The 24,075-nt window shown below is 69.0% G+C and carries 18 protein-coding genes and 1 pseudogene; 10 read left to right on the forward strand and 9 right to left on the reverse strand.

Features of this window, described 5'->3' with window-relative positions; translation table 11 throughout:
- Positions 1-125: 125 nt before the first annotated feature.
- From ACN20J_RS50220 to ACN20J_RS50240, 5 genes are all read right to left on the reverse strand, one after another.
- Positions 126-1,985 (reverse strand): hypothetical protein, encoded by a 1,860-nt coding sequence (locus ACN20J_RS50220; RefSeq protein WP_419669123.1) that lies wholly within the window; start codon positions 1,983-1,985, stop codon positions 126-128.
- Between the two features lie 434 nt (positions 1,986-2,419).
- The gene (locus ACN20J_RS50225; protein WP_361997496.1) at positions 2,420-3,214 is read right to left on the reverse strand and encodes a calcium-binding protein; all 795 of its coding nucleotides are present in this window, start codon (positions 3,212-3,214) and stop codon (positions 2,420-2,422) included.
- Positions 3,215-3,367: 153 nt separating this feature from the next.
- Positions 3,368-4,024, reverse strand: a complete 657-nt coding sequence (locus tag ACN20J_RS50230) for a response regulator transcription factor (protein ID WP_361997498.1) — start codon at positions 4,022-4,024, stop codon at positions 3,368-3,370.
- The gene (locus ACN20J_RS50235; RefSeq protein WP_419669124.1) at positions 4,021-6,309 is read right to left on the reverse strand and encodes a histidine kinase; all 2,289 of its coding nucleotides are present in this window, start codon (positions 6,307-6,309) and stop codon (positions 4,021-4,023) included. The genes ACN20J_RS50230 and ACN20J_RS50235 overlap by 4 nt, the downstream gene beginning before the upstream one ends.
- Before the next feature lie 205 nt (positions 6,310-6,514).
- Entirely contained in the window at positions 6,515-7,012 is a 498-nt protein-coding gene (locus ACN20J_RS50240; RefSeq protein WP_419669125.1) for a hypothetical protein, read from the reverse strand.
- Positions 7,013-7,772: 760 nt separating this feature from the next.
- Between ACN20J_RS50240 and ACN20J_RS50245 the strand changes: the two genes are divergently transcribed.
- Complete coding sequence (locus tag ACN20J_RS50245; RefSeq protein WP_419669126.1) at positions 7,773-9,161, forward strand: AAA family ATPase; 1,389 nt, start codon at positions 7,773-7,775, stop codon at positions 9,159-9,161.
- A 14-nt stretch (positions 9,162-9,175) separates the two neighbouring features.
- Positions 9,176-9,871: a hypothetical protein gene (locus tag ACN20J_RS50250; protein WP_419669127.1), complete on the forward strand. Its 696-nt coding sequence runs from the start codon at positions 9,176-9,178 to the stop codon at positions 9,869-9,871.
- A gap of 567 nt (positions 9,872-10,438) precedes the next feature.
- Here the strand turns inward: ACN20J_RS50250 and ACN20J_RS50255 are convergent.
- From ACN20J_RS50255 to ACN20J_RS50270, 4 genes and pseudogenes are all read right to left on the reverse strand, one after another.
- Positions 10,439-11,908 (reverse strand): UvrD-helicase domain-containing protein, encoded by a 1,470-nt coding sequence (locus tag ACN20J_RS50255; RefSeq protein WP_361997508.1) that lies wholly within the window; start codon positions 11,906-11,908, stop codon positions 10,439-10,441.
- A complete protein-coding gene (locus tag ACN20J_RS50260) occupies positions 11,905-12,387 on the reverse strand; it encodes a hypothetical protein (RefSeq protein ID WP_361997510.1) in 483 nt (160 codons plus the stop codon). The genes ACN20J_RS50255 and ACN20J_RS50260 overlap by 4 nt, the downstream gene beginning before the upstream one ends.
- A 513-nt stretch (positions 12,388-12,900) precedes the next feature.
- Positions 12,901-13,242: pseudogene (locus ACN20J_RS50265) on the reverse strand (DUF6083 domain-containing protein); the annotation flags it as partial.
- Between the two features lie 168 nt (positions 13,243-13,410).
- The gene (locus ACN20J_RS50270; protein ID WP_419669128.1) at positions 13,411-13,674 is read right to left on the reverse strand and encodes a helix-turn-helix transcriptional regulator; all 264 of its coding nucleotides are present in this window, start codon (positions 13,672-13,674) and stop codon (positions 13,411-13,413) included.
- Positions 13,675-14,330: 656 nt separating this feature from the next.
- Here ACN20J_RS50270 and ACN20J_RS50275 point away from each other — a divergent pair.
- From ACN20J_RS50275 to ACN20J_RS50310, 8 genes are all read left to right on the forward strand, one after another.
- The gene (locus ACN20J_RS50275; RefSeq protein WP_419669129.1) at positions 14,331-14,882 is read left to right on the forward strand and encodes a hypothetical protein; all 552 of its coding nucleotides are present in this window, start codon (positions 14,331-14,333) and stop codon (positions 14,880-14,882) included.
- A 282-nt stretch (positions 14,883-15,164) separates the two neighbouring features.
- Positions 15,165-15,758, forward strand: a complete 594-nt coding sequence (locus tag ACN20J_RS50280) for a hypothetical protein (RefSeq protein WP_419669130.1) — start codon at positions 15,165-15,167, stop codon at positions 15,756-15,758.
- Positions 15,759-15,993: 235 nt separating this feature from the next.
- A complete protein-coding gene (locus ACN20J_RS50285; RefSeq protein WP_361997520.1) occupies positions 15,994-16,209 on the forward strand; it encodes a DUF6417 family protein in 216 nt (71 codons plus the stop codon).
- 380 nt (positions 16,210-16,589) lie between these two features.
- A complete protein-coding gene (locus ACN20J_RS50290; RefSeq protein WP_419669131.1) occupies positions 16,590-16,925 on the forward strand; it encodes a hypothetical protein in 336 nt (111 codons plus the stop codon).
- Between the two features lie 521 nt (positions 16,926-17,446).
- Positions 17,447-18,160, forward strand: coding sequence for a TnsA-like heteromeric transposase endonuclease subunit (locus tag ACN20J_RS50295; protein WP_361997524.1), 714 nt, complete (start codon positions 17,447-17,449; stop codon positions 18,158-18,160).
- 77 nt (positions 18,161-18,237) lie between these two features.
- Complete coding sequence (locus tag ACN20J_RS50300) at positions 18,238-20,292, forward strand: transposase (protein ID WP_419669137.1); 2,055 nt, start codon at positions 18,238-18,240, stop codon at positions 20,290-20,292.
- On the forward strand, positions 20,286-21,323 hold the full coding sequence (locus ACN20J_RS50305) for a TniB family NTP-binding protein (RefSeq protein ID WP_419669132.1): 1,038 nt from the start codon (positions 20,286-20,288) through the stop codon (positions 21,321-21,323). The genes ACN20J_RS50300 and ACN20J_RS50305 overlap by 7 nt, the downstream gene beginning before the upstream one ends.
- 134 nt (positions 21,324-21,457) lie before the next feature.
- Positions 21,458-23,893: a helicase associated domain-containing protein gene (locus tag ACN20J_RS50310; RefSeq protein WP_419669138.1), complete on the forward strand. Its 2,436-nt coding sequence runs from the start codon at positions 21,458-21,460 to the stop codon at positions 23,891-23,893.
- Positions 23,894-24,075: the final 182 nt, after the last annotated feature.

Raw genomic sequence — 24,075 nt, forward strand, 5'->3', positions numbered from 1 at the left:
GCCCGACAGCCCCTGCAGCACTCTTGCATCGAGGGCCGGAACTCGGACGTTCCGGCCCTCGATGCGAGGGATCAAGCGTGTTGCTCCGATGTTGGCGCGCCGAAGAAGGCTACTTCCGGTGGTTCTCAACCGACCACCGGACTTGAGGGCAAGGGAGTCTCCACGACGACGGTGTACCGAACCGACAGGGCCCCCGTGGGGTGCTCGATCTCATGAAACCCTGCACCGTATGCGTCGCTCAGGCTGTGGTGGAGCGGCAGGATCCTGTTGAACCCCATTCGGAGTTCGACGGCGTGGCGTGGCGAAGACGGGGCCCGGAAGATGTCGAGGAAAAAGGTGCCCTTGTCTGGCGGAATCGCAGTCCACTCACCGTTCCTCGGGGTGCTGAAGCGGCGCTCTACACCCTGGTGGTCGCTTTGGAACTTCCAGAGCGTGGCGGCCACCTTGTAGTCGCCGCCGCCGCTGTCGGCTTTGGCCTTCACCGCGTCGATGGTCACCTTGAGGCGGCGGTACGGCGAGGCCGCCTGGTCCCGCACCACGGCGCGACGCAGGATGCTGCTGAAGGCCACATGGCCGCTGGCATTGGGGTGCGCGGCCCCCCGTTCGTCTCCCTGGGTGGCCAGCGACTCTTCCAGACTGGTGAACCAGGTGGGCTTGTCGCAGTAGGCATGGGGCAGGAACTCCCGCGTCAGGCTGTCGACGAAGTTCCACCGGAATTTCGGACCGCCGAGAATCCGGGCCATGCTCTCGATGTGGTGGTTGAGACGGTTGCCGTAGATGTTCATCTCGCTCTCCTCCACCTTGTCGATCCCCTTGCCCGGCAGGTGCTTGTTGCCCAGGGTGCCGCCGAGGAGGCCGCATCCGCCGCCCTCGAAGACCTCAATCGGATAGTCGTTGATGTAGACCTCCTTGGTGCCTGGCAGTTGGTGGTCGATCGCGCCCGCAAGGTTCAGGTACTTCAGGGGCAGGGTCTCGGCTGCGTCCGCGATCCCGGTGCGTGTCACGCAGTCCTCGTAGTGACGGCCGACGTTGGTGTTCTTCGCGCAGCGCCGGATGACGGAGCTGACGAACAGGTCGTTGATCCCCGCCGAAAGCAGCAAGGAGTCGATGGCCCGCCTCTCGTGGTCAGCACTCGGACGAAGTAGCTCCGCTACCGCCTTTACCTGTGCGGGCGCCCCATCTTGGGACCAGGAGGTGAGGTGGTCTATTCTCGCGCCCGAGCAGGCGACGCTGACGAAGGTCACTGACGTCTTGGGATCGGCGTCCTCGAATGCCTTGGCTGCCAGTGACGGGCCGCTCTTGGCCGACCTGTGGCATCGTCGGTCCTTCCACTGGGCAGCCCGGTTGGTGACTACATGAGCGGGCGGCCAGTCGAAGTCGAGGTTGTAGGAGTACGAACCGGGGACGTCGGGGTTGCCCTCGCCTGAGGCGAGCGAGTCGCCCATCGACACGATCAGGTAGTCGCGGATTCCGACGTTCCTGGTGGTCGGGGCGCTCACGCCATCGGCTGTTCCCCAGTCGGTGTGCAAGGTAAGCGTCGCCTTGTACAGGCCCTGAGCTGGGAGAACTTTGGGCAGGCGGAATTTGCAGCGTGAGCTGTGGAACGTCTGCTGCCAGGACGTGCCCACCTGACGCACAGTGAACGTGTACTTCTCGATCCGACGCACGGCGCTCGACGAACAGCCGTCGAGGTCCAGGCTCCACAAGCTAGGGTTCACGAAGTCGCGGTCATAGCTCGAGCCGGCCTCGTTGTAGGCAGCCCAGCTGTCCTCGAACCGGCGCGGGACACTCCAGTCGAGGACCGCCTTGGCATCCACGTCGAAGATTACGTCGCCCGGAGGGTCTGCAGACGTGGGTGATGCCATGGCGGGTACGACGGGCAGGGCGGCGACGCCGGTTGCGGCGAGCACGATCCAGCGTGCCCACCTGACGGAGCGGCCGACGTGGTAGGCAGCTCGCGTTTTGCGAAGGGTAGTTCCGTCCATGAGGTCCTCCGTCAGATGGTGCCGTCTTGGTGAGTGCGCGTATACGGGCTCGTCCGGACCCGATGTAGTGCGCGTTGAGGCAGACCCGGGTTCCTTAGCCCTGATGGGAGTGCGAGCGGCGCGAGAGGCGTATGTTCATGAGAGAGCCGCTGCCTGCCGTGACGGGAGTGGGCGCCCCGCACGCATGGGAAGCGATCCGCACGCGCGGAGGGGTTTGCCCTCGCTGCTTCTGTGTCGGCTTCCGCTGCGGCGGTGATGTGCAGGCACTGCTGCCGGGCAGTGTCAGTGCGCACCGGCCCCTCACCCCCCGATGGGCGGAGGGTGAGTGCCAGCGATGGTCCGCTTACAGAGCTTCGGGTGGTGCCTGCGACCCGTGCCCGCTAGGGGTTTCGGTGTGGTCCCCGGGGCAAGGCCTTCTGTCATCTGATGGCTGGCTAATGGCCCTGCGGTTTGTTGCTCAGCTCGCAGCCGGTCATGGTGTCGTCGGGGAGGATGGGGCGGATGTCGATGGTGCACGTGTCCCAGCCGGAGCGGCCGCGGACGATATCGTTGGTCTTCCCGTCGTGTGCGTACAGCTTGTCGTTGCCGGCGTAGCCGTCCATCAGGTCGCGGCTTCGGTTGTCTTCGGCGGACGTCATCAGGTCCGCTCCGGCGCTGCCTCGCATGGTGTCCTTGCCGCTGCCGCCGATCAGGGTGTCGTTGCCCCAGTTCGTGTTCCGGTTGTGGCCGTCGCCGCCTTCCAGGGTGTCATCTCCCGGGCCGCCCTTGAGCGTGTCGTTCCCCCAGAAGCCGCGCAGGCGGTCCTTGCCTGTCTTGCCTTCCAGGAGGTCAGCGCCCTCCTCGCCGGCGATGAGGTCGTTGCCCGGCCCGCCCACCAGAAGGTCGTTGCCGGTGTCACCGCAGATGATGTCGTTGCCCCCGCCGCCGTAGATCTTGTCGCTGCCGCCGAGCCCGACGATGACATCGTTGCCTGTCGTGCCGAACAAGGTGTCGTTGCCCGACCCACCCCACTTGGTCGCGTAGGCGCCGTAGCAGCGCGGCGGGGCTGCCGCATCGGCGTCGGTCTGCGTGATTGTGGCAGCGATCAGGAGCAGCCCTCCGGTGGCCACGATCAGGAGATTCCGCCGCTTGGACGTGGACGCGACGGACGGGACGGTGTGGCTGCGGTCGGCGGCTGAGGCGGCTAGAGCGGGTGCGATGGCGCGGTGCGCCAGGTGGCTGTGCTTCATGCTGTCTCTCCCATGGGCTTGTGGGCACGGCGTGTGCTGGGCTCGTGCCACGGCTGGGTGGTACAGCAGCCACGGTGCTGTCCCGGTGTCCTGGTCCGCATGGGGCATGGTGTCCTGGACGGTCGGGCTCTTTGACGGGGTGTCGGAGCCGGTTCAGTCGGAGTGGTGGGTCAGGCCGGCGTCACGGGCTTGCTGCCCGGCTTGTGTGCGGTCGCGGGCGGGGAGCTTGGCCAGGATGGCCGAGACGTGATTGCGTGCCGTCTTCCCGCTGATCCCCAGCCGCTGCGCGATGACCTGGTTGGGGCAGTTCGTGGCCAACAGGGCGAGCACCTGGTGCTCTCGGTCGGTCAGCTGGGGGAACAGATGGAGCCGCCGGTGGTCTGAGGAGAGACGGGCTCGGATCCGGTCGCTGAGCCGGGGGTCGAAGAACATCGCGCCGCGGGCGACGGTGCGCACGGCCTCCAGGATCGTGGCCGGCTCCGCATGCTTGGACAGGTAGCCCAAAGCGCCCGCGTCCATCGCGGCCGTCAGGCGCTGGTCGTCGTCATAGGCCGTGAGGATCAGTACCTGGACCGGGGGCTCCAGGCGGTGCAGCAGGCGGGCGGTCTCGATGCCGTTCTGGTCGGGCATCTCGATGTCCAGGACAGCCACGTCGGGACGGTGTTCCACGACGAGCTGCGCGGCCTGCCGCCCTGTGCTGGCGGTCGCCACGACCCTCATGTCCTCGGTGGCTGCAAGCCGTGCGGCGAGCCCTTCGAGGAAGACAGGATGGTCCTCAGCGATCAGGACGGTGATCGGGCGTGTGCTCATGGCGCCTGCTGGGCAGAGTGGCCGGGCGGTGGACAGGGCAGGACAGCGTGCACGGCGGTCCCACCGCCATGCCGGATAAGCACGGTGCACCGGCCACCCAGTTCCTCGGCACGTTCGCGCATCGACCGCAGCCCGAAGCCGGGGCCACGGTCATCGATGACGACTGGCAATCCGACGCCGTCATCGACCACCTCAAGCTGCAGCAGAAGCGCTTCCCCATCGAAGGTCGACAACCTGGGCGGATCGGACGGCGCGGCGAAGCCGATGCGGACCAGGCAGTGGGAGGCGTGCGCATGGCGGATGCAGTTGGCCATTGCCTCCACCGCGATGTGGTAGGCGGCGACTTCGACGGCGGCCGGCAGCCCGGTGGTCCGGGCAGGGCCGACCACCTCCCAGTGCGGAGTGCCGGCCGTATCCGCCGCCAGGTCGTGCATCCTGAGCCGGATCGCCTCCATGAGACCGAGGGAGTCCAGCGCCGGGGGTCGCAAGCCTTCCACCAGAAGGCGCAGATCATGGGCGGCGGTGCGCATGCCTGCCGCGCTATCGAGCAGCAGGCGATGGGCGCTGTCGAAACGATCCGGGTCGACCCGCGGCAGGACCGGCATGTCCTCGCCATCAGCAGGCGTCGGCGGGGAGGTGATGTGACTGCGCCAGCTGTCGAGCAGGGCGAGGGCTGCCTCGGTCTTGAGCGACAGTCCGGAGAGGGTGGGGCTGAGCCCGTCATGAAGATCCCGGCGCAGCCGCCGACGTTCGTCCTCACGGGTGGCGACGGCTGCGGTGCGTGATCGCAGCACCTCTTCATGGAGGGCCACCGCCTGCATGGCGGGGCCGAGCTGCGCGGCCACCTCCCCCAAGAGGGCCAGATCGGACGCGGACAACGGCTCGTCGACCTCGCGGGCGGAGACGGTCAGGCGGCCAACGGCCCGGCCGTGGTGGTACATCAACTGGCTGTAGCGGGCACCGACCGAGGCCCCCGAGTGCTCGACCGTGCGAAAGCCACCGGGCGCGGTCGGATCCGTGAACTCGACGGCTGCGTAGGGCAGTCGCAGAGCCTGGGTGACAGCGACCACCACATGCGGCAGCGCCTGCTGAGGAGAGGGAATCTGCGCCAGGGCCCGCCCCAGCGCCCGCAGTGTCTCGGCGGGCTGCTCCCGTCCGCCGAACAACCGCTGGGCGGCACGGCTGCGGATCGCCTCGCGCACCGGCAAGGCAATCACCGCAACCGACACTGCTGCGGCAGCCGCCACCGTGGTGTCGGACGCCGCCGTGGTCGCCGCCGCTACGGTGACCGACAGGTAGCAGCCGAACAGCACGGCCGCCAAGGCGGTGTAGCCCAGGGCTCGGCTGATGACCCGCTCGATGGCGTACAGGTGGTAACGCAGTATCGCGACGGTGATGCCGACCACGATGGGCAGGCCGGCCAGGCCGACCCACCGGATGGTCGTGGGCCGGTAACCGACGACGATGTCGGGCACGAGCCAGAGCGCGAACAGGCCGAGTCCGGACAGCAGCCCGCCACCGAGCACCCAGCGCAGGGGACGACGGTGTCGGGGCACGGCCCGGCGGTACACCTGGAGCGAGAAAAGCCCGGCAGCGATCCAGCAGGCCACGGTGATGGCTTCCTGACCCGCGTGGATCCACCCGATCGCCGGGATCCCCGAAGGGCCCAGGACGAGTACGCCCCCGGTCCATCCGGCGAGCAGCAGCAACGGCGCGCCATAGGCGGCGGCGCTCAGCCACCGATAACTGCCCGGCCGGTGGGCTCGCAACGGGACCAGAGCAAGCGCGACCATGGCTCCCCAGGCGAGTGACCCGCCGCCCAGAGTGGCCATGTGATACAGCCAGAACAACGAACTGCCCGTCGCCGCATCCAGCGCTGTCATCCCGACCGCTGGTCCAGCGGCCAGCCAGGCGAACGTGCCGGCGAAACCGAGCAGCAAGGGGGTGCCCGTGGGGGCAGCCGGGCGGCGGGCACGCAACCACAGGGCCAGCACACCGAGGATGCTCAGGTAGAGCAACGGGCCGGAAAAGGTGACCAGCTGCCTGCCCAAGGGCGGTCGGGCTAAGGCTACTTCCACCTCCATCGGCGCCCCGTCCCGTAACAGCTCATAGTGCAGCACAGCACCGGAACGCAGGGGCTGATCCGGTACCGAGCCCACGCCCTCGGCCAGGGAATATCCCTCGATCGCGATGACTACATCATCGTTCCTGATCTGCTTCGCATGGGAAAACCACTGCCCCACCACGAGCCTCGCAGGCAGCCAATCAGCACGCGAATAACGCACATCGGTACCGTCACAGGGTGTATCCAAACGGAGTGCGAAACCCCAACAACCCAAGGCGACAAGGGCTCCTGCCAGCACTGTGGCGAATGGAACCCGGACAGGCAGCGCCAAATCCCTGAGCGCCCGCACCCTTCACATCATGAGGCGCCCCGCCTGCCGCGGCAACAGCCGTACAGCCGCGGCAAGAAGGGACGCGACAGCGGTATCACGGACGCGAACGGCACCCTGGCCCCGCACTACGTTGTCCAGCTGCGCAGAAGGTTCTCTGACCGCACTCCTCAAAGAGCCGGCCAACGCGGTGCACCACGCCCGCAGCTCCGGCCCGGCGCTGCCCCCAAAGGATGCGCCGTAACGCACGAAGACCAGTGCCGCGTCCTCGAACTGCCCCAGGCCGCAGAGCCGTGCGGTTCACGCGGAAGGTACCGCCGAAGGTGGTCCGGTCGGCGAATTCCCCGGCTTTGGCCAGCTCGATCTCATAGCGCGGATCGAACTTCTCCTCGGTGACCTCCACGTTGTTGATCTTGTAGTTGAGCAGGCCCTTGATGCCGGGGCCTGAACGCCCACCGGTCCGGTCGTAGACGTAGAGATATTCCTGGGCCACGCCGTCCTTGCGGCGTTTGAAGTGCAGTGAGTAGGGCTCCACCATCCGCAAGGTGCCTTCGTAGGTCAGGCGCAGCAGGGTGCGGCTGGCGCCCGCCTCCATGACGGGGGTGCGCAGTTCGGCGGGGAAAGAGGCGAGATGCCCGCGGTCGCCGTAGCGGAAGACGGAGAAGAGTGAGTCGAGTTCGTCCTTGAACCGTTCGACTGCCGTGGGGAAATCCAGCAGGCTCTCCGCAGCACAGATGATTTTGTTTTTCCCAGAAGTGGCACATCGCGTCGAACGGAACAGCCAGCAGCAGAGACTGGGACACCCCCGAGAACGTCTGGCTCAACGGTGCCCGGGTCGTCGACGCCCTCCGGTAGAAGGTGGCGCTGGAACCCTGCTCTTCTGCCATCCGGGGCCCGGCTGGTTGCCGCCGGCCGGCGGTCGCCCCGGCCCCGTCCGTGATCTGCCCGTCGCCTCGACCATGCGGTGCTCGGGGCGCCTCTCCGCGCAGGCTGAGCCCGGCTACCGAGTACAGGCCCCCTCCGCACGGGCGGCACGGAAGCCCGTCTGTTCGACGCGGTCATGCAGCGCCAGACTTCAGGCCGCAATGCCTGCGCCCCACTCCCCCTGGCCGCGCCTTGCGGGACGGCTCCTTCGGTTCAGCTCACCGCGCTGACGCTCGCCGCCCGCACTTACGACAGCACCAGAAGCACGGAACTCAACGTGGCGTATGCGGGGCACGGTGAAGGAGACTCAACCAGGCCCTGCGTCGGGCGGGGAGAAGTCTGCCTCGTGAGAGGGTGAGGCATCGGATGCCGCACGCACGTCGGTGCATGCGGCGGCAGGCTGTCGCGGTGACAGGGACGACGGAGCGCGGGTGTACGTCACACGGGTCCAGCTCACGGATATCAAAGGCTTCAGCGGGAACCGCGCTGTGGATCTTAAACTGCCCGGGCGCGGCGGCTGGACGGTGCTCGCCGGGCGCAACGGTTCCGGCAAGTCCAGCCTTCTGCAGGTCATTGCTCTGGCGCTGGCAGGCCCGGATGCAGCGCTGCGTCTGAACGTGGACTTCACGGGCCTGATCACCAGAGATACCGAGACGGGACACGCAGCGGTGGAGGTCCGTCCCGACCCTGAAGTCGACCCTGTTGTCGCTACGGACCCGGTCGTGACGCTGAGCGAGGAAATCCGGCTGGAATTGGCGTGGAGAGCCGTTCGTCTCCCGGGGCCGGAGGACAGCTGGCCTCGTCGACCGACCGTCATCATGGACCACTGGCGCGATCCAGTCCTTGCCCAGACCGCTCTCAGTGGCCCGTGGCACCCCGGTGTACCGGGCTGGTTCTGTGCCGGATACGGGCCGTTCCGGCGGCTGACGGGTCCCATGCGCCGTGCGTACAACAGCAATGTTCCCCTGCCCTCGCCTTTGGCCACGCTCTTTCATGAAGACGCTGGCTTGACCGAGAGTGTGTCGTGGATGATCGATCTCCACCACCGATCGCTCCAAGAGTTCGGTGCCTCTCACCAGAGCGAGGTCCCGCCGGACATTCCTGCCACGCTGCTGCTCTCGGCTGTGATGGGTTTGCTGGACGACGGGCTCCTGCCGCACCAGTACCGGCTCAACGGGGTTTCGCCCGACGGACTGATGGTGAGCCTGCCCGGAAGCGAGGATAGTTTCCCGTTGCGCGAAATGAGTGACGGCTTTCGCACGCTGACCGCTCTGGTGCTGGACATCATCCGGCAGATCCACGCCGCCTACGGGCGGTTGCATACCGAACGGACCAGCAGCGGACGCATCGTTGTCCTGCAGCCCGGTGTCGTTCTGATCGACGAGGTGGACGCGCACCTGCACGTGACGTGGCAGCGTCAGGTCGGGGGCTGGCTTAGCGAGCACTTCCCCAACATCCAGTTCATCGTCACTACCCACAGCCCCTACGTCTGCCAGGCCGCCGACGAGGGTGCTCTGATCCGCCTGCCGGGACCGGACGAGGACGAGCCGCCTGCTGTGGTGGACGAGGACCTCTACCGCCGGGTGGTCTACGGCAGCGCCGACGACGCAGTACTGTCGGAGCTCTTCGGCCTGGACACGCCCTACTCCAGTCGCGCCGAAAAGTACCGCCGGCGGCTGGTCGCACTGGAGCGCAAGGTGTACGCGGGCACCGCCGATGAGGAGGAGGTGAACGAGTACCGCGAGCTGAGCCGGCTGCTGACCAGTTCGCTGCAGAGCCGGGTCGCCGAAGTCGCGGCGCGACTGGAGCAGGAACAGTGATCCCGCTGCGACGTGTGCCTGTTCCCGCGAACACCCAAGGCCTGCTGAAGAGCTGGACCGGCAGGGTTCAGGCCGCGGGGGCGACCACCGAGGCGGCACGTGCCGAGTGGACAGCGGCCAGGGCGCCCAAGAGGCATGTGAAGGCACTGCTGGAGTCGATGGCGCACGGGGCGTTGCGGTGCATGTACTGCGACGACAGTCGCGGCACCGACATCGACCACTTCCAGCCCCTGGCCGTGGCGCCGTTGCGGGCTTTCGTGTGGGACAACCACTTGCTGGCCTGCTCGTTCTGCAACAGCAACGTCAAGCGGGACGCGTACCCGGTGAACACCGACGGCGCCTGTCTCCTGGTCGACCCGACCGTCGAGGACCCCGCCGAGCATCTGTTCCTGATGCTGCGCAGCGGTGAGTACGGTCACCGCACGGCCAAGGGCGAACACACCATCCGCGTCTTCGGTCTCAACCGCGCCGACCTCATCGCGGGCCGCAAGGACGCCTTCTGCTTGGCCTGCTCCAATCTGCGGGACTGGCACGGGCTGCGGCAGGACGATGACCTGGAAGCGGACCGGGTGGCACAGGCCCTGCTCGACTCCCCGTTCGTCGACGTCATCCACGCCATGGTCCGGCTTGATCCCGGCCTCGCCGCCACTGTGGTCGGTAAGCGGACTGTTGCTGCTCTTGAGCACTGGCGCAGCGTGTACGGGAGTTGAGGGGTTCTCTCGTCGGTCAAGAGCGATGAATCTGGGCATGTGCCGGTCGGAGTGGCGCCGTTGCTTGCGCAGTCGTGTCGGGTGCGCAGCACGTTCGGGATGTCCCCGTGGCTGCTGCGCCGTCGACGGCGCAGCAAGAACATGGTCAGACTGGTACCGCTTCACGCGCAGGTACAGGTCCGCCGAGGCCCTCGGGCGGTCGACGGCACAAAGAAGAGGCCGGGACAGTCGCACCGCCTCGGCCTCTTGTCGTGGATTCCTATGTCGTTGCAGGGACGCAGAGGCTGCGGGGCGGCAGTCAAGCCCGATGACGGGTGTCGAAGTGCGCGGAGTGCGCGGAAGGGGACGGCCCTTGTGGCCGAAGTGGAGGTGCTGAATGGCTCCTTCACCCGCGACGTGCCCGTCGGCAGGTACACCCTCACCGCCGAACACGGCGGTGCCCCGTGCCACCCGGCGGTCGTTACGGTCACAGCTAGTGCTGTCGCTCCCGTACAGGTGGTCTGCGACGTCCCCCTTGAGAGGCGTGCCTGCGCTCGGGGCGCAGGCACCGTTTCTGGAGGGCTCGCTCTAGCCGGTGAGGGTGGCGTCGGGGTGGTCGTGGATCCAGGACAGGCCGCCCAGGTCGAGACGCTGGCGGGTGCGGGTGACGGCTACGTAGGCCAGGCGGGCTTCGGCGTCGTCGACGGGGTCGGGTGATGGTGTGGTGCCTGTTTGGTCGTCAGCGTTGGTGTCCTGGGGGCGGGCGAAGTCGTCTGCGATGAGTACGCGGGGCCATTCACGTCCCTTGGCCTTGTGGGCGGTGGAGACGGTGACCTGGGCGTGCGGCTCGGGAGCCAGGCGGGCGACGGCCGTGAGGATGACATCGGTGCCGTGGGTGTCGACCAGGTTGACCAGGGGCTGCAGATCACGTCCGGCCGGGTCGTGGGCGGCGTAGTCCTGCAGATCGCCCCAGCAGGCGAAGAGGACCAGTTCGGGGTGGTGGGTCTGGCGGCCTTCTTTCAGGTCGCGGGCGGCCAGGGCCAGGGCGCGCAGGCTCTCTCCCCCGCCGGCCAGGGCGACCCTGTATCCGGAGGCCATGAGGGTCATGACCTGGGCCATGGCGCCGACGTTGGTGCGGCACAGCACGGCGTCCGGCTGGGTGACAGGGCCGAGTTCGGTGTCCAGGGCCGGGGTCCCGGTGAGGCGGATGGGGGCGTCGGCAAGGCGCAGCCAGCGGTTGGCTTCTACTGCGAGGGCGGGGCCAAAGCGGAAGGACTGGGACAGGGCCAGCTGGGTGCCGTCGAAGCCCGTCATAACGTCTTTGGCGCCACGCCAGTGGTAGATGGCCTGGGCGGAGTCCCCGACCATCACCAGCTGGGCATGGCTGCGCTGGCTGAGGAAGATCTGCTCGACGACGGGGTTGGTGTCCTGGGCCTCGTCCAGCAGGAGGAAGTCGGCGTCGATCTTCGGCCTTGTGAGGGCCCAGATCTTCAGGTAGTGGTCATGGTCGAAACGGACAGCTCCCTCATCGGAATGCTGCAGGTCTGCCCAGGCCTTGCGGGCGAACGGCACAATGTGGTCGGCGAGTTGGGCGTGCAGGTCGCGGTCTTCGAGGCCGCGCAGGTGCGGGACGTGGTGGCCTGTGATCGCTGGGTCGGCAGTGTGGCAGAAACGGGCCACGGTGCGCAGGGTGGCGTTGGAGAGGGTCTTTTGGGACAGATCGCGCTCACCGATGCGAATGGCTCTGGTGACGCCAAGGGCCTGTCCGGTCTGCCAGGCCGGGCGGCGAGGGGCGTTCAGGCGGCGGATGTAGCGATGGCCGGTGGCCGCGTATGCCAGGGCGTGGGCGGTTTTGCAGGTGACGGTGGGCGGGAAGCGGGTGCGGGCGTCCTGGGCGATGGCACGGTTGTAGGCGAGGTAGCGGCCGCGGCGCTTGGTGGTGCGGGCGAGTAGTTCCAGGGTGGTGGTCTTTCCGGTGCCGGCTCCGGCCTGCAGCGCCAGGTGGCCGCCAGTGTGGAAGGCGTCGGCCGCGGCGGTCTGTTCGTCGGTCGGGTTCACGGCTGAGGTACTCCGGGGGTCTGGGTGAGAGCGCGTCCGACGGCCGACAGGAGGTGTGCGGCGGTGGTGTGGGTGAGGAGGTGCCTCACCTCCCGGTCGAGGCGGTCGGCCTCGTCGCTGGCGTGCTGGGCCAGGGCGCCGTGCAAGGCCAGCTGTACGAAACGCTTCGGGCTGTGGCCGACGCGGTCGGCGGCAGTCTTCAGGGTGGTGCGGGTGGCGGGCGGGAGGGCGACGTTGAGCAGGACCTGCCCGCTCGCGTCCGGGTAGTGGGTGGTGATCACGTCGATGGGCAGCTGTGTGTCGAGGAGCCGGCGCAGGCGGTGCGCGGACCTGCCGGGGGTCTTGGCGGGCAAGAGGGCCATGAGGCGGGTGGTGTCGTGGTTTGCCGCGAGCGGCATCACGCGGGTGGCGTGGCGGAGTTCGGCGGGGGCGAGGGGCCGGGTCAGGGTGATTTCCAGGGCGTGGTGCGGCACCGTCACGCCTCCCTGCGGCGGCTTGGGGGGTGTGGGAGGCGAGTGTGGAGGTGTGCCGCGTGCAGCAGAGGGTCGAAGACCTGCCATCCCGCCAGGGTGAGGTCGGCGGCTCCGGGGGGGGGCAGCGTGGGCGGGGCAGCGCTGGGTGCGCCAGCGCAGCTGCTCTGCATAGGGCAGGCGGCTGAGGTCATAGACGGCCATCAGGGCGTCGGGCAGAGCGAGTTGGCCGTGCTGCGGGCCAACGGGCAGGAGCGTCCAGACGCCGGCCGGAGTGCGGGAGTCGAGGACGGGGTGGGGGCAGCGGCGGCGCTGGCGTGTCTGGGCGACGCAGCGGATGCCGTCGATGGGGCCCTCGGCCAGGTAGCGGCCGAGCAGGAGCTGTACGACAGCCCGGTCCGGACAGTCGCTGTCGGCGGGGGTCTCGCGGGGGGTGGGCGGGGCCTGGGTGATGGCGCCGGTGTCGATGAGGCGGCGGGTACGGACGGCGAGTTGGCGGCGCATGGCCTCGATGTGCGGGCTCATCCGGATGGTTGCGGTGCGGCCGGGGCAGAGCACGGCGTGCGGGATACGGCACCAGGGGCTGCCGTCGCCGTGGGGGTGGGCGATGCCGCTGCTCAGGTGCCAGCGGCAGGGTGGTGGGACGTCGGCGCTGGCCAGTTCGGCAGGGTGCAGGGCGATGGGCCGCTGGTCGGTTCGCTGGTAGAGGTCGATGCGGTGACCGCACTGACGGCAGCTACTGCTCTGGCCGGCGCGCAACAGGCGGCTGGGGCTGGCGGCGGCCACGCGCAGCGGGCGGCGCGGGTGCATGGTGCGGGGGCTGCCGTCCCGGTGGCGGCTGGTGGAGGCGGTGTTGGGGCACATGGCCCGGACCGTGCCAGGTGCCACGCCATGGTGGTGGGGGCGACGAGGGCCGTGTCCCACGGACAGCCCAGCGGCGTCGAACGCAAGTCTGCGCAGGCGAGCGTGCGTTCTGCCTCTGCTCGCCGGTTCGGGTGATTCATGTGGCGCGCCAGGGTGGGTGCGGCCGGGTCAGGAGCCCGTGGATCCGGGCGGGGTGTGGTCGTCGCAGAGCGGGCCCAGCAGGTGCTCGATGGAGACATCGAAGGTGTGGGCGAGGGCGTGCCAGGTAGTGATGCTGCCGGTGGTACGTCCGTGTTCGAGGTCGATGAGGGTGCGCCGGGCCAGGCCGCTGCGGTCGGCGAGTTCATCGAAGGTCCAGCCGCGTTCGCCCCGCAGGCGCGCCAGCGTCACGCGCAGCGCGGTGAGGTCGGGGTCGGGCGGCAAGATCGTCACCCCACCATCCGACGGTGCAGGACCCTGCCCCGTCAGTGCAGACCTCTGCACTATTTGCTAGGGAAGGGGTGACATTCGACGGTGCAGGATCAGCACCGCAGCGTGCCTGGCTCCCGTGACCAGACGTCTGGGACACGGAAGCTCAGCGGCACGGACCAGATCGGAGGACGACGAGCCGGATGAGGCTCTCCACGCATGACACGGTGCAGCGCATCTGGACCGTACGGCTGCACCCGCAGCCGGGAGGACCGCTGTTGAGCTGCCCTCACTGCGCACTTCACGGCTACCGGCTGCCGGCCTCCTCCGCCCGGTCGGCCGCGCTGACCCATCTGGCCCGCCACGCTCAAAACGACGCGCTGCCGGGACATTTGCGAACCTGCCAGTGCCGAGCACGGGGCTGCTCATGGCACCCACGCCGCCGCGGCTGCGCCGGCCCGGTGCTGCTGACCCTGACCTGTGACCGCAGCGGTCGGATGTGGCGCCTTGCGGATGCCTGTGCCGCCTGCGCGGCCGCCACCAGTTACACCGCCGTCGTGCCCGACATACTGCCCGGTCCGGCGCCCACGAAGTCGACGCGTCGGACAGCCCGGCGCCGCAATCCCCTTCACGGGCCGGGCGAGCGGCTGTGCGTGAGGGAAATGCTTACCTACCTTGCGGTGGCCCTGCCCCGATACTCCTCCCCCGCCGCCCGCCTGCTGGCCCTGCAGTGCGCACTGCGCGCCGACCACCAGGGGCATGTCCGGCTCCCCAACGGCTTCCTGCGCGGCATGCGGCTGCGGGGCCGTACCGAACTGTGGAGTGAACTCGAACACGCCGGATGGCTGATCTGCCCTGCTCGGCCGCACGCCCCCATAAAAGTCCGTCTGCTCGATGCGGCCATGCAGAGCCAGGACTCCGGCCGCAGCATCCGTGCTCGCGCGGCCCACTGGGCTCTGCACCCCACTCCCCTGGCCGCGCCGCGCGGGATAGCTCCCACGATGCAGCTCACCGCACTGACACTCGCCGCCCACACCTGCGACAGCACCGGAAGCGCGGAACTCGACGTGCTCACCCGCCTGTGCGGCCAGTCCCCGCAGCAACTGGAGGACCTCCTCGACCAACTCGTCCGCTCCCGCCTCCTGGCCGGCTGGCGGCACATCGGCGACGAGGAGATCTCCTGGCGCCTGTCACCTCACGTCGGGGTGGGCCGGGCGGCGGTTCAACGATGACGGCACGGCTGCCAATTTCTGGGTGTGGCGCATCCCGTATCCGCTGACTGTCTTGCCTTCACGGGAGAGTGATGTGTCACTCAGCAGGAACATCTGGTTCCGCTCGTGCGTACTATCTCTAAATTCCGGCAGGCTGCCGCAGTGGTGTCCTGCGGGCCATCCGGTCACCACAGACGGAATACCTCCATCCCCTGGCGCACACGGTTCCTACTCTTCACCACCGTGCCCGCGCACTGCAGAAAGGCCCATGTCATGTCTCAAAGCCAGGCCAGCAGTACAGAATTGACATCGCAGTACATCACCCAGATCACAGGTGACCTGGAGCGCAACACCAAGGAGCAGGAACGTATCGGGGTGGAAGTAGAGGCCCTCCAGGAGCAGCTGCGCACTCTGCAGCATGACCACACCGTGCTGGTGAACATGCAGCAGGCGCTCGGCGGGGCGAGCCCCGCCGCCGAGGCGGATACCAAGGCCGCTGTGTCCGTGCCCCGCCAAGCTGCCGCCGAGCCCAAGCAGAGCAGGCCGAAGAAGACGGCCGCCGCGGGTGCGGGCAAGGCGGCGCCCAAGAAGCCTGCCGCCAAGGCCTCGTCCGCCAAGACACCCAAGGCAGCCGGCAAGCCGTCCCTGGTCGCTCTGATCCGCAACCACCTCAAGCAGCAGAACGAGCCGCGGTCGGCCGCCGAGATCTCCTCCGCACTCACCCAGGCCCACCCCGACCGCACCATCAAAACCACCGTCGTGCGCACCACGGTCGAAGGGCTGGTCGCCAAAAGCCACGCCCACCGCACCAAGCAGGGCTCATCCGTCTTCTACACCGCCGCCACCGCCCCGCAGTCCACCGAGGCCGAGCCGCAGCCGAAGGCAACAGCCAGCTGAGCAGCCGCGGGAGCACCCACGGCACAACCAGCGGGCCCGGTACCGGTGCCCCGGGCCGGAACGTCAGCGCACAGGGGCCAGACGGCGGTCCGGGACTGCGGCGGGTGCCGAGCACACCAGGCGGGCCTCCCACGGGCCCTGCCCGGCCGCTCTACAGCGGCTGCGCTGAGGCACACAGCAGCACCACTCCCTATCCCGGACGTAACCCGAGCCCGGGTGAGACGGTTGAAAGGACATGGACAACGCCTCTCTCGACGAGATTCTCGAGCTCACCGGAACCGACTTCGCCCCGGCAGAGGCGTTCGCGGAGCGCCTGCCCGTTCTGACCATCGAGGAGGCGCACGAGGTGCTGAAAATTCTGCTGCATGTCGGCATGGGCACGAACGACCAGGCCGAGTCCGCGCGACGGCTGGCCCACGAACTCGCCGCGCGCATCCCCTCAGCCGCCTGACCGACGGAGAGCAAGCGGGACATATCTGTAGGCAGTCGGCAGCGAGAGGACCGGTTTCATGGACCAGTTTCGGTCATTCGCCAGCGAACGCACTGAGACGCCCCGGGACACCGGCGGACACACTGAGACACGCCCGGACCCGGTAAGCCCCCGTCCGGCTGGCCGAGTTGCGGCCTCCTCACGTTTCGCACTGCGGACGCTGCGCCACGCTCCCTGGCATGGGGAGCTTTCAGCAGCGGAAAGCGATAGGCGACGTACACGAGGCATACGTCAGCAACCGTCTCACTCAGCGCGGATGGGACGTCAGTCAATGGGGGCAAGGCACGCTCACGGACAACGTCCGTCGCGTCCTGCGCTCGACGGACAGTTCGATTCGCTGGATGCCCGACCTCATCGCAGCGCGGGGTGACGTTCTTGCCCTGATCGACTGCAAGAGCCGCATGACGAGCACCACAACGAACCGGCATGCGGTCGAACGGGCGGCAGTGCGGGCGCATTTGCAGCTCACCGCCTGGACCTATCTTCCGGTCTACTACGTCTTTGACAACCTCGACGTGCTCACGCCGCACGACATCCTCACCGAGGGCCGCGCAGGCCCGCGATCCCGGGCGGGATCGGGCTCCGCGTACTACCTGGTCGGCGTCGGCACCGGCCGGTCCTTCGACACCGTCTTTGGCCCCCTTCACCACCACGCTCCTCTCAGCAGCGCAGCCTGACGAGGAGTTGGCACGGCCCTGCGCCAGGTGCGATGTCAGCGGATGCCCGGCTGCGGCGGTACCTGCAGCGGCGACCCCGGCCTGGGGCAGCAAGGTGCCCGGTGCCTGCTATCTGGCCAGAGTGACCTCGATCAGAACGTCCGGGCAGCGAGTCAGCGCTTCGGAGAGCACAGCTTCCTCGGCGGAATCGATGGCCAGCTGGTAGCCGGTCTTGTCAGCGACCCAGTCAGTGACGTACCGGCAGCGGTAACCCTCAAAGGGAGGCAGTCAGGTACTCGACTCCACCCAACTCGGGACAGTCCGGAGCCTCCATCAGACCCGGAGCGGTTCATGGTGACGCCGTGGGCCGTGTAAGGGCTGTGGCCTGTTCAGCAGTGCAGGTGGTTTGAGCCGGTTTCACTCGTTGGGCATGAGCAGTGTGGCGTTGTCTTGTGTACGTGATCACCGATAGCGGTCTGGACGACGCACAGCCAGGTCATCCCGTTATGCCTCAGACCTGCGAAGGGTTGGAGCCAAGGGCGGTGCAGGCGCAGTTCGTTGGCCCGGACGGTGGGCTCGTGACGCGCCGCTGGTGCGAGGCCGCCGTCACCGTGCGCTTCGAGCAGTTGGCGCCGGCGGTGGCGTTCGAGGTGCTGCCGGGCCGGCGATGGGGTCCGGGCTGGTGGTGGTCGGCCACGACTGGCGGCCATGTGGCCGTCGACTCGAGTGCGATGCGCAGCCAGTTGATGGTGTTGGACCGTGATCCGCGGGTGGCGGGTCTGGCCGGACGGCCGGTTCGGCTGATCTGGCGTGACGCGGGCAGCGGGCGGATGCGCTCGTGGGTTCCGCAGTTGTTCGCCCGCTACACCGACGGCACGGCGCTGGTGGCCGACTGCCCCGGCCGCGCCGGGGCGGGAGGAGAGCGTGCGGCAAGGGCCGCGGCGGTAGTGGCCGGGGCGTGTGCGTACGTCGGCTTCGTCTACCGGCGGATGGCGCCGCTGGGTGAGGTGGCGGCAGCGAACCTGAAGTGGCTGGCCTGCTATCGCCACCCCCGCAATGCCGGTGGCCCGTTGCTGGCGCAGGCTCTGCGGGAGGCTTTCGCAGCGCCGGTGCCGCTGTTGGAGGGGGCGGCGCGGGTTGGGGATTCGCTGGTGGTGCTTCCGGCGGTATTTCACGCCCTGTGGTCGGGCCGACTGTCAGCTGACCTGGCGGTGCCGCTGCACGAGCGGATTCCGGTGTGGGCGGTGGGTGTGTGAACACCTCTGTTGGCGGTGTCTGCGGAAAGAGCGTGGCGGTGGCCGGCCGGGTGCGGTGGGAGGGGCGGTCGTGGACGGTGGCTGGCTTGGCCGATGGTCAGGTTCGGCTGGTCGCCGATGACGGAGCAGTCGCAGTGCTGCTGCTGTCGTTGCTGTTCGCCGCTGCGGACTTCGAGGTTGTGGACGGCGTCCCGCCGCCCAGGGTGGCGCCGTCGGGGCTGTTGGAGACGCTGCCGGCGCTGGTGCGAGAGCGGGCGCTGGCGTGGGAGCGGCATGTGCGGGAGGTGGAGACCGGCCTGTCTGAGGAGGGGTCTGGGCAGGCTGCCGTGATGCGGCCCGAGTACGACCCTGCTCGTCGGACGTTGGCTCAGCGGGAGGAGGCAAAGGCCGCGGAGTTGTCGGCGGCCGGGGTGGCAACGAGTGCGGTGACGGTGCGGCGGATGCGGGCCCGTTACCGGCGTCAGGGCGTGTGGGGGTTGGTCGACGGGCGGGCGAGGCGGCCCTACCGGGCATACGGGCAGGCGGATGAGCGTGTGGTCGCCGCTCTTGATGAGGTGCTGGAGGCCGGCAGGGAACGGTCGGACGGGACGCTCACTCGCCTGCGGGTGTACACGGAGCGGCTGCTGGAGCAGCGTCATGGCCCGGGCGTGGTGGCGCTGCCGTCGGTGTCGGTGTTCAACCGGCTGGTGCGCACGCTTGCTGAGGAGCGGGGAGTGCAGGGCAGCGCGCGTCAGCGCCGATGGCGTGCGGCGCGTCCCGCTGTCCCGTTCCAGTCCTTGTCGGTGATGGTGCCGGGCGAGGTGGTGATGGTGGACAGCACTCTGCTGGATGCCTTCGTCGTGCTGGACGACGGCGTGGTGGAGCGGCCGGAGCTGACCATTGCCTTGGATGTGGCGACCCGCAGTATCTGTGCGGCTTCGTTGCGGCCGCGGGGAACGCGCAGTGTGGATGCGGCTGAGTTGCTGGCGCAGATGATGGTGCCGGCGCCGATGCGGCCGGGCTGGCCCCAGGCATTGGCCATGCAGCACTCGGTCATCCCGTATGAGCGACTGCTGAGTGTGGATACGCGGCTGGCGGGGGCCGCGGCGCGGCCCGTGATCGTGCCGCAGACCGTGGTCGTCGACCAGGGGCGGGTGTTCGTCTCGTCGTCGTTCGTCGCGGCGTGCGCGAGTGTGGGGATCTCGGTGCAGCCGACGCCGCCGGGCGCGCCCGCGGCCAAGGGGCAGGTCGAGCGGACGTTCTCCTCGATCAACACGCTGTTCGTGCAGCATGTGGCCGGCTACACCGGCGCGCACGTCGGTGCACGCGGCCGCGGCGCGCGAGGGGAAGCGGTGTGGACGCTTTCCCAGCTGGCCGAGTTGTTCCAGGAGTGGGTGATCTGCGGGTGGCAGGTGCGCGAGCATGCGGGCCTGCGGCATCCGATGATGCCCGCGCGTGCTCTGTCGCCGAATGAGATGTGGGCGGCGCTGATCGGTGTGTGCGGCTACGTTCCCGTTCCGCTGGGCCGCGAGGACTACATCGAGCTGATGCCGGTCAAACGGCAGAAGATCAACGATTACGGCATTCGGATCGACTACCGCACCTACGACCATGCTGCGCTCAATCCCTACCGCGGACGGCGCTCTGCGGCTGCGGACGGCTTGTGGGAGATTCACTACGACCCGCACGACGCGGGCCGGATCTGGGTGCGTCTGCCCCGTGTCGGGCAGGAACCGGACTACGTCTGGCAGGACGTGCCGTGGATCCATCAGAGCCTGGTGGCCGGCCCGTTCACCGACTTCGCCTGGCAGCACGTGCGGCAGGTCGTTGCCGGGCGTGCCGATCGCGCGGGGCGCGAGCACGATCTCGCGCTCGCGCTGCGGGACCTGCTGGAGCGCACCGCCGCCGGGCACGGCAGCCACCGGGAGAAGACAGTCGCCGCCCGGGCGAGGGCCGGGCAGGACCGCGGCCCGGTGCCCGGGTTCTTGTGCGGTCCGAAGGCAGATCCCGTACCGGGCAGGGACGTTGGCGCAGAAGACAGCCCCGGGCCTGTGGCGGTGGTGGAAGGCGCCGACGATGGGCCGGCGCCATCCGAACAGGCGGCAGGCGTGGTGCAGGTCTACGACCCGGTGGAGGAGTCCCTGCGATGGTGACCAGTGCTCTGAGCGGCGCCGGCGGTGGTGCGACGGCGGCCGTGACCACATGGCAGGGCTGGGATGCCTTCGTCCAACAGCCGCAGCGTGCAGTTCTGCCGGCGGATGACCCGAGCTGGCTGCAAGCCGACCGGGAGGACTACCACTGCGAACTGGCCGTCATGCGCACGCCGTCCATGGACAGCGTCTTCACCAGCGTGCGCCGGCTGCTGCTGCTCAACCGCCACCAGCGGGCCGGGGCCCGGCGCGGACTGATCATCTCCGGGCCCGCCACGACCGGGAAGACCACCGCGATGATGGCGCTCGGGCGTTCCTTCCAGCTCTCCGACCGGCGCCGCCACCCCGACCATGGGGAGCGCAGGCCGGTGCTGTTCACCAGCGTGCCGCCCGCCGCCACCCCGAAAATGCTCGTCAGCGAGTTCGCCCGGTTCCTCGGCATGCCCCTCGCCGACCGTCTGAACCAGACGCAGATCACCAACGCCGTCTGTGACCTGCTGTGCGAGCTGGGCACGCAGCTCGTCCTCGTCGACGACGTCCATCTCCTCGACACTCGCCGCCGGGTGGGAGCGGAGACCTCCGACCAGCTGAAGTACCTGGCCGAGCGGATCCCGGCCACCTTCGTCTACTCCGCGATCGATATCGAAGCCTCATCCCTGCTCCACGGCGTCCGCGGAGCGCAGCTCGCCGGCCGGTTCAAGATTTTCCATCACCGTCCGCTGCCGTACGCGACCACGCAGGACAAAGCCGTCTGGGACGCGCTCGTCTCGGGCATGGAACAGCTGTTGCGGCTGCGCGCCCACCGGCCCGGCAGCCTCCTCAAGCACGCCGCCTACCTCCACACACGCACAGCGGGGCGGATCGGCAGTCTCTCCCACCTCATCCGTGAAGCCGCCCTGATCGCCCTGGCCGAAGGCACCGAAGCGATCACCAAGCAGTTGCTGGGCGAGGTGGAACTGGACGCGGCGGCCGAAGCACTGTCGCGTCCTGCCCGGACGGCACAGCGCACCGGTGGCGCCCCGGTGGCACAGTGACGGCGGCGGCGCGCCGGGGCGCGGCCGTCGAAGCCGGCAGCAAGGGGTCCCTGCGCGGTGTTGTCTGCCCGAGCGCGGCCCCGGCCGCAGTGCCGCCGTGGCTGCCGGGCGGCGGGGCAGGGCGCATCGCTCCCGTGGAGGCAGAGATGACCCTGTCCTTCCTGTCCCGGGCGGCGGCCCGCTATCACCTGCCCGTCATAGACCTGCTCGCCGCGCTCACCACGACCGGCCACCTGGCCAACATCAAGGGACAGCTCCGCCCGGACAGCGAAGTCCATCTCAACGCCGAAGCACGCGCCCGGGTCGCCCTCCTGTGCCGCGTGGCGCCCTCGGTGCTCGAACATGCTCTGCCTGCCTGGACCTGCCAGGAGCCCCGCGGCCGCCAGGGCACAGGTCCCGGCGGGCGGCTCCTGCACGGCGAAGAGGCCGTCGCCGCCTGGGGGCCCGCCTGCCCCGCCTGCACCGCCGCCCGCACCGCACGCACCGTCCCGGCACGCCGCTACCTCGCCCCCGAGCAGCGTGTCTGCCCCCGCCACCGGTACTGGCTGCTGTCGCTGCCCGGCACCGGGGGGCTGCCCGTGCACCTGGCTGGCTGCCCGGAGGTGGTCGAAGCCCATCACCGGCACCGGCGACTGCTGCGCCGCAACCAGGCCGCGGCACAAGCCTTCGCCATCGCCCAGGCGGTCACCGGCAGATGGTGGGAGCAGAACTGGCCGCGCCAGGAACGGATCTGGCCGCTGCGGCTTCATGCCGTACGGCCTGCGGGCACCGACCCACGGTGGTGGAAGGCCGCCGCACGTGACCTCGTCACCTACCCCGACACCGTCGCTCTCGCCGGTTTGCTGGCCAGCACCCGCGCCCAGCAGCAGATCACCCGGGACACACACGGACACGTCCCCTACCGGCTCGGTGATCTCCCCTGGCTCCTTGAGGAGGTGGCCCGCCGTCTTGAGCGGCCCTGGCTCGCTGAACACCTGCGCGACGTCACCCACGGGCCGCTGTTCGCGTGGGCCCACACCCTGGCCCGTACGGCCGGCGCAGGCACACCCGCCGCGCAGCGCGCCCTGTGGAAGATCCCCGCTCCACACCGGCCCCGCCCTCTGTACGAACTCCTTCCTACATCCCGCTCCCAGCGGCCGTCATCACCAACGACGTACCTGCGTGGCTACGGCCGGCGCACCGAGCAGGCCTTCGAGCAGGGCCTGGCGCACGCCCGCTCCTACCACCTGCAGCACGGACACCTGATCGTGCCGATCGGCGCCCTGCACGAGGGCCACCCGCTGGGCATCTGGCTGTCCAACCAGCGCGCCCGCCATGTGCGCATGCCCGAGCGCCAGTTCACGGCGCTGGCCGCCCTGGACCCGTACTGGAACGCGCCCTGGAACCAGCAATGGCAGCGGCCATGGCACCAGGCCTCCCAGCACACCCGCACCCACGGCCCGCTCGACGCAGCCGCGGGCTTCCCCGGTGTCGGCATCAGCCTCGGCGAATGGCTGTATGAACAGTGCACCCGCCACCAGGTCCTGCACCCGCAACAGCGGCACCTGCTGGCCGACCTCGGCATCGACACGAGGGCCGCCCAGACGGCCCGGCCACCACGGCGCGGCCACAGCGAACGCTTCCAGAGGGGCCTTGACCACGCCACCGCCTACGCCGCCGACCACGGGCAACTCGCCACCATCGGCGAAAGCACCCTGCACAACGGCTTCCCCCTGGGCACCTGGCTGGCCCGGCTCCGCAACCGCCACAGCAGCCGGCCCCCCGTACCTGCCGACCGTGTCCAGGCCCTGACCGCCATCGACCCATGGTGGAACCCGCCCTGGCACCTGTACTGGCAGCGCCACTACTACCGCGCCCGCACCGCTGTCACCGGGCAGACGCTGAACCCCACGAACGGATTCGACGACCTCGACGACGCTGGCATTGCAGCCTGGCTACGCCGGCAATGCCGCGACTACCAGCATCTGCACCCACAGCAGAAAGACCTCCTGGCCGGCCTCGGACTGACCCCCGACGCCGTCCACACCGCCCAACACGGCCTCCGGCTACGCACACCACCAGACCGGATCCGCCATCGCGCCGCGGGCGGCGCCCTGATGGGACACCGCCCCGACCAACGCGTCTACTTCGAGACCGCACTCACTCACGCCCGCGCGTATGCCGCCCAGCACGGTCACCTCGCCGTCCCCCGCGACACCCTGCACGACGGCTTCCCCCTCGGCCGTTGGCTGGCCAGCCAACGCACCCGGGCCAACGTCCGAGCCCGCCGCAACCTACCCGCCTCCCCCCACACCACCGAACTCACCGCGATCGACCCCTGGTGGAACCCGCCCTGGAAAACCGAATGGCAGCGCAACTACCACCGCGCCCTGGACTACATCCACGCCGGCAAGCCCTTTGACCCCGCCCACCGCATCCCCCACCCGAACACCGCCATCGGCAGCTGGATCGGCCGCGCCCGCCGCCGCTACCACCACCTCCACCCCGACCAACAACACCTCCTCACCACCCTCGGCATCCACCACACCTACCAACGATCAGCCAACCGGCCCCCTGAACACGCCAGGTGACCACACCTGACCAGCCCACACACCAACTGACAAACCCACAGATCAACCCCATCCAGACCCCACCGACCACCCACGCCCATACACCCGCACCCAACACCCCACCCCGGACACACACCAACCACGCCAAACTGATCAACCCAGACAGCCCACCAACCCACTGATCAGAAACAACACCACCGGAC

Source organism: Streptomyces sp. 2-1, from assembly GCF_048564895.1.
Classification (GTDB): domain Bacteria; phylum Actinomycetota; class Actinomycetes; order Streptomycetales; family Streptomycetaceae; genus Streptomyces; species Streptomyces phaeochromogenes.

Bases quoted from the DNA above. Each gene is read 5' to 3' on its own strand.
- ACN20J_RS50220 (WP_419669123.1), bottom strand. From the start codon at position 1,985: ATGGACGGAACTACCCTTCGCAAAACGCGAGCTGCCTACCACGTCGGC.
- ACN20J_RS50225 (WP_361997496.1), bottom strand. From the start codon at position 3,214: ATGAAGCACAGCCACCTGGCGCACCGCGCCATCGCACCCGCTCTAGCC.
- ACN20J_RS50230 (WP_361997498.1), bottom strand. From the start codon at position 4,024: ATGAGCACACGCCCGATCACCGTCCTGATCGCTGAGGACCATCCTGTC.
- ACN20J_RS50240 (WP_419669125.1), bottom strand. From the start codon at position 7,012: ATGGAGGCGGGCGCCAGCCGCACCCTGCTGCGCCTGACCTACGAAGGC.
- ACN20J_RS50285 (WP_361997520.1), top strand. From the start codon at position 15,994: ATGGACAACGCCTCTCTCGACGAGATTCTCGAGCTCACCGGAACCGAC.
- ACN20J_RS50290 (WP_419669131.1), top strand. From the start codon at position 16,590: ATGCCCGACCTCATCGCAGCGCGGGGTGACGTTCTTGCCCTGATCGAC.
- ACN20J_RS50305 (WP_419669132.1), top strand. From the start codon at position 20,286: ATGGTGACCAGTGCTCTGAGCGGCGCCGGCGGTGGTGCGACGGCGGCC.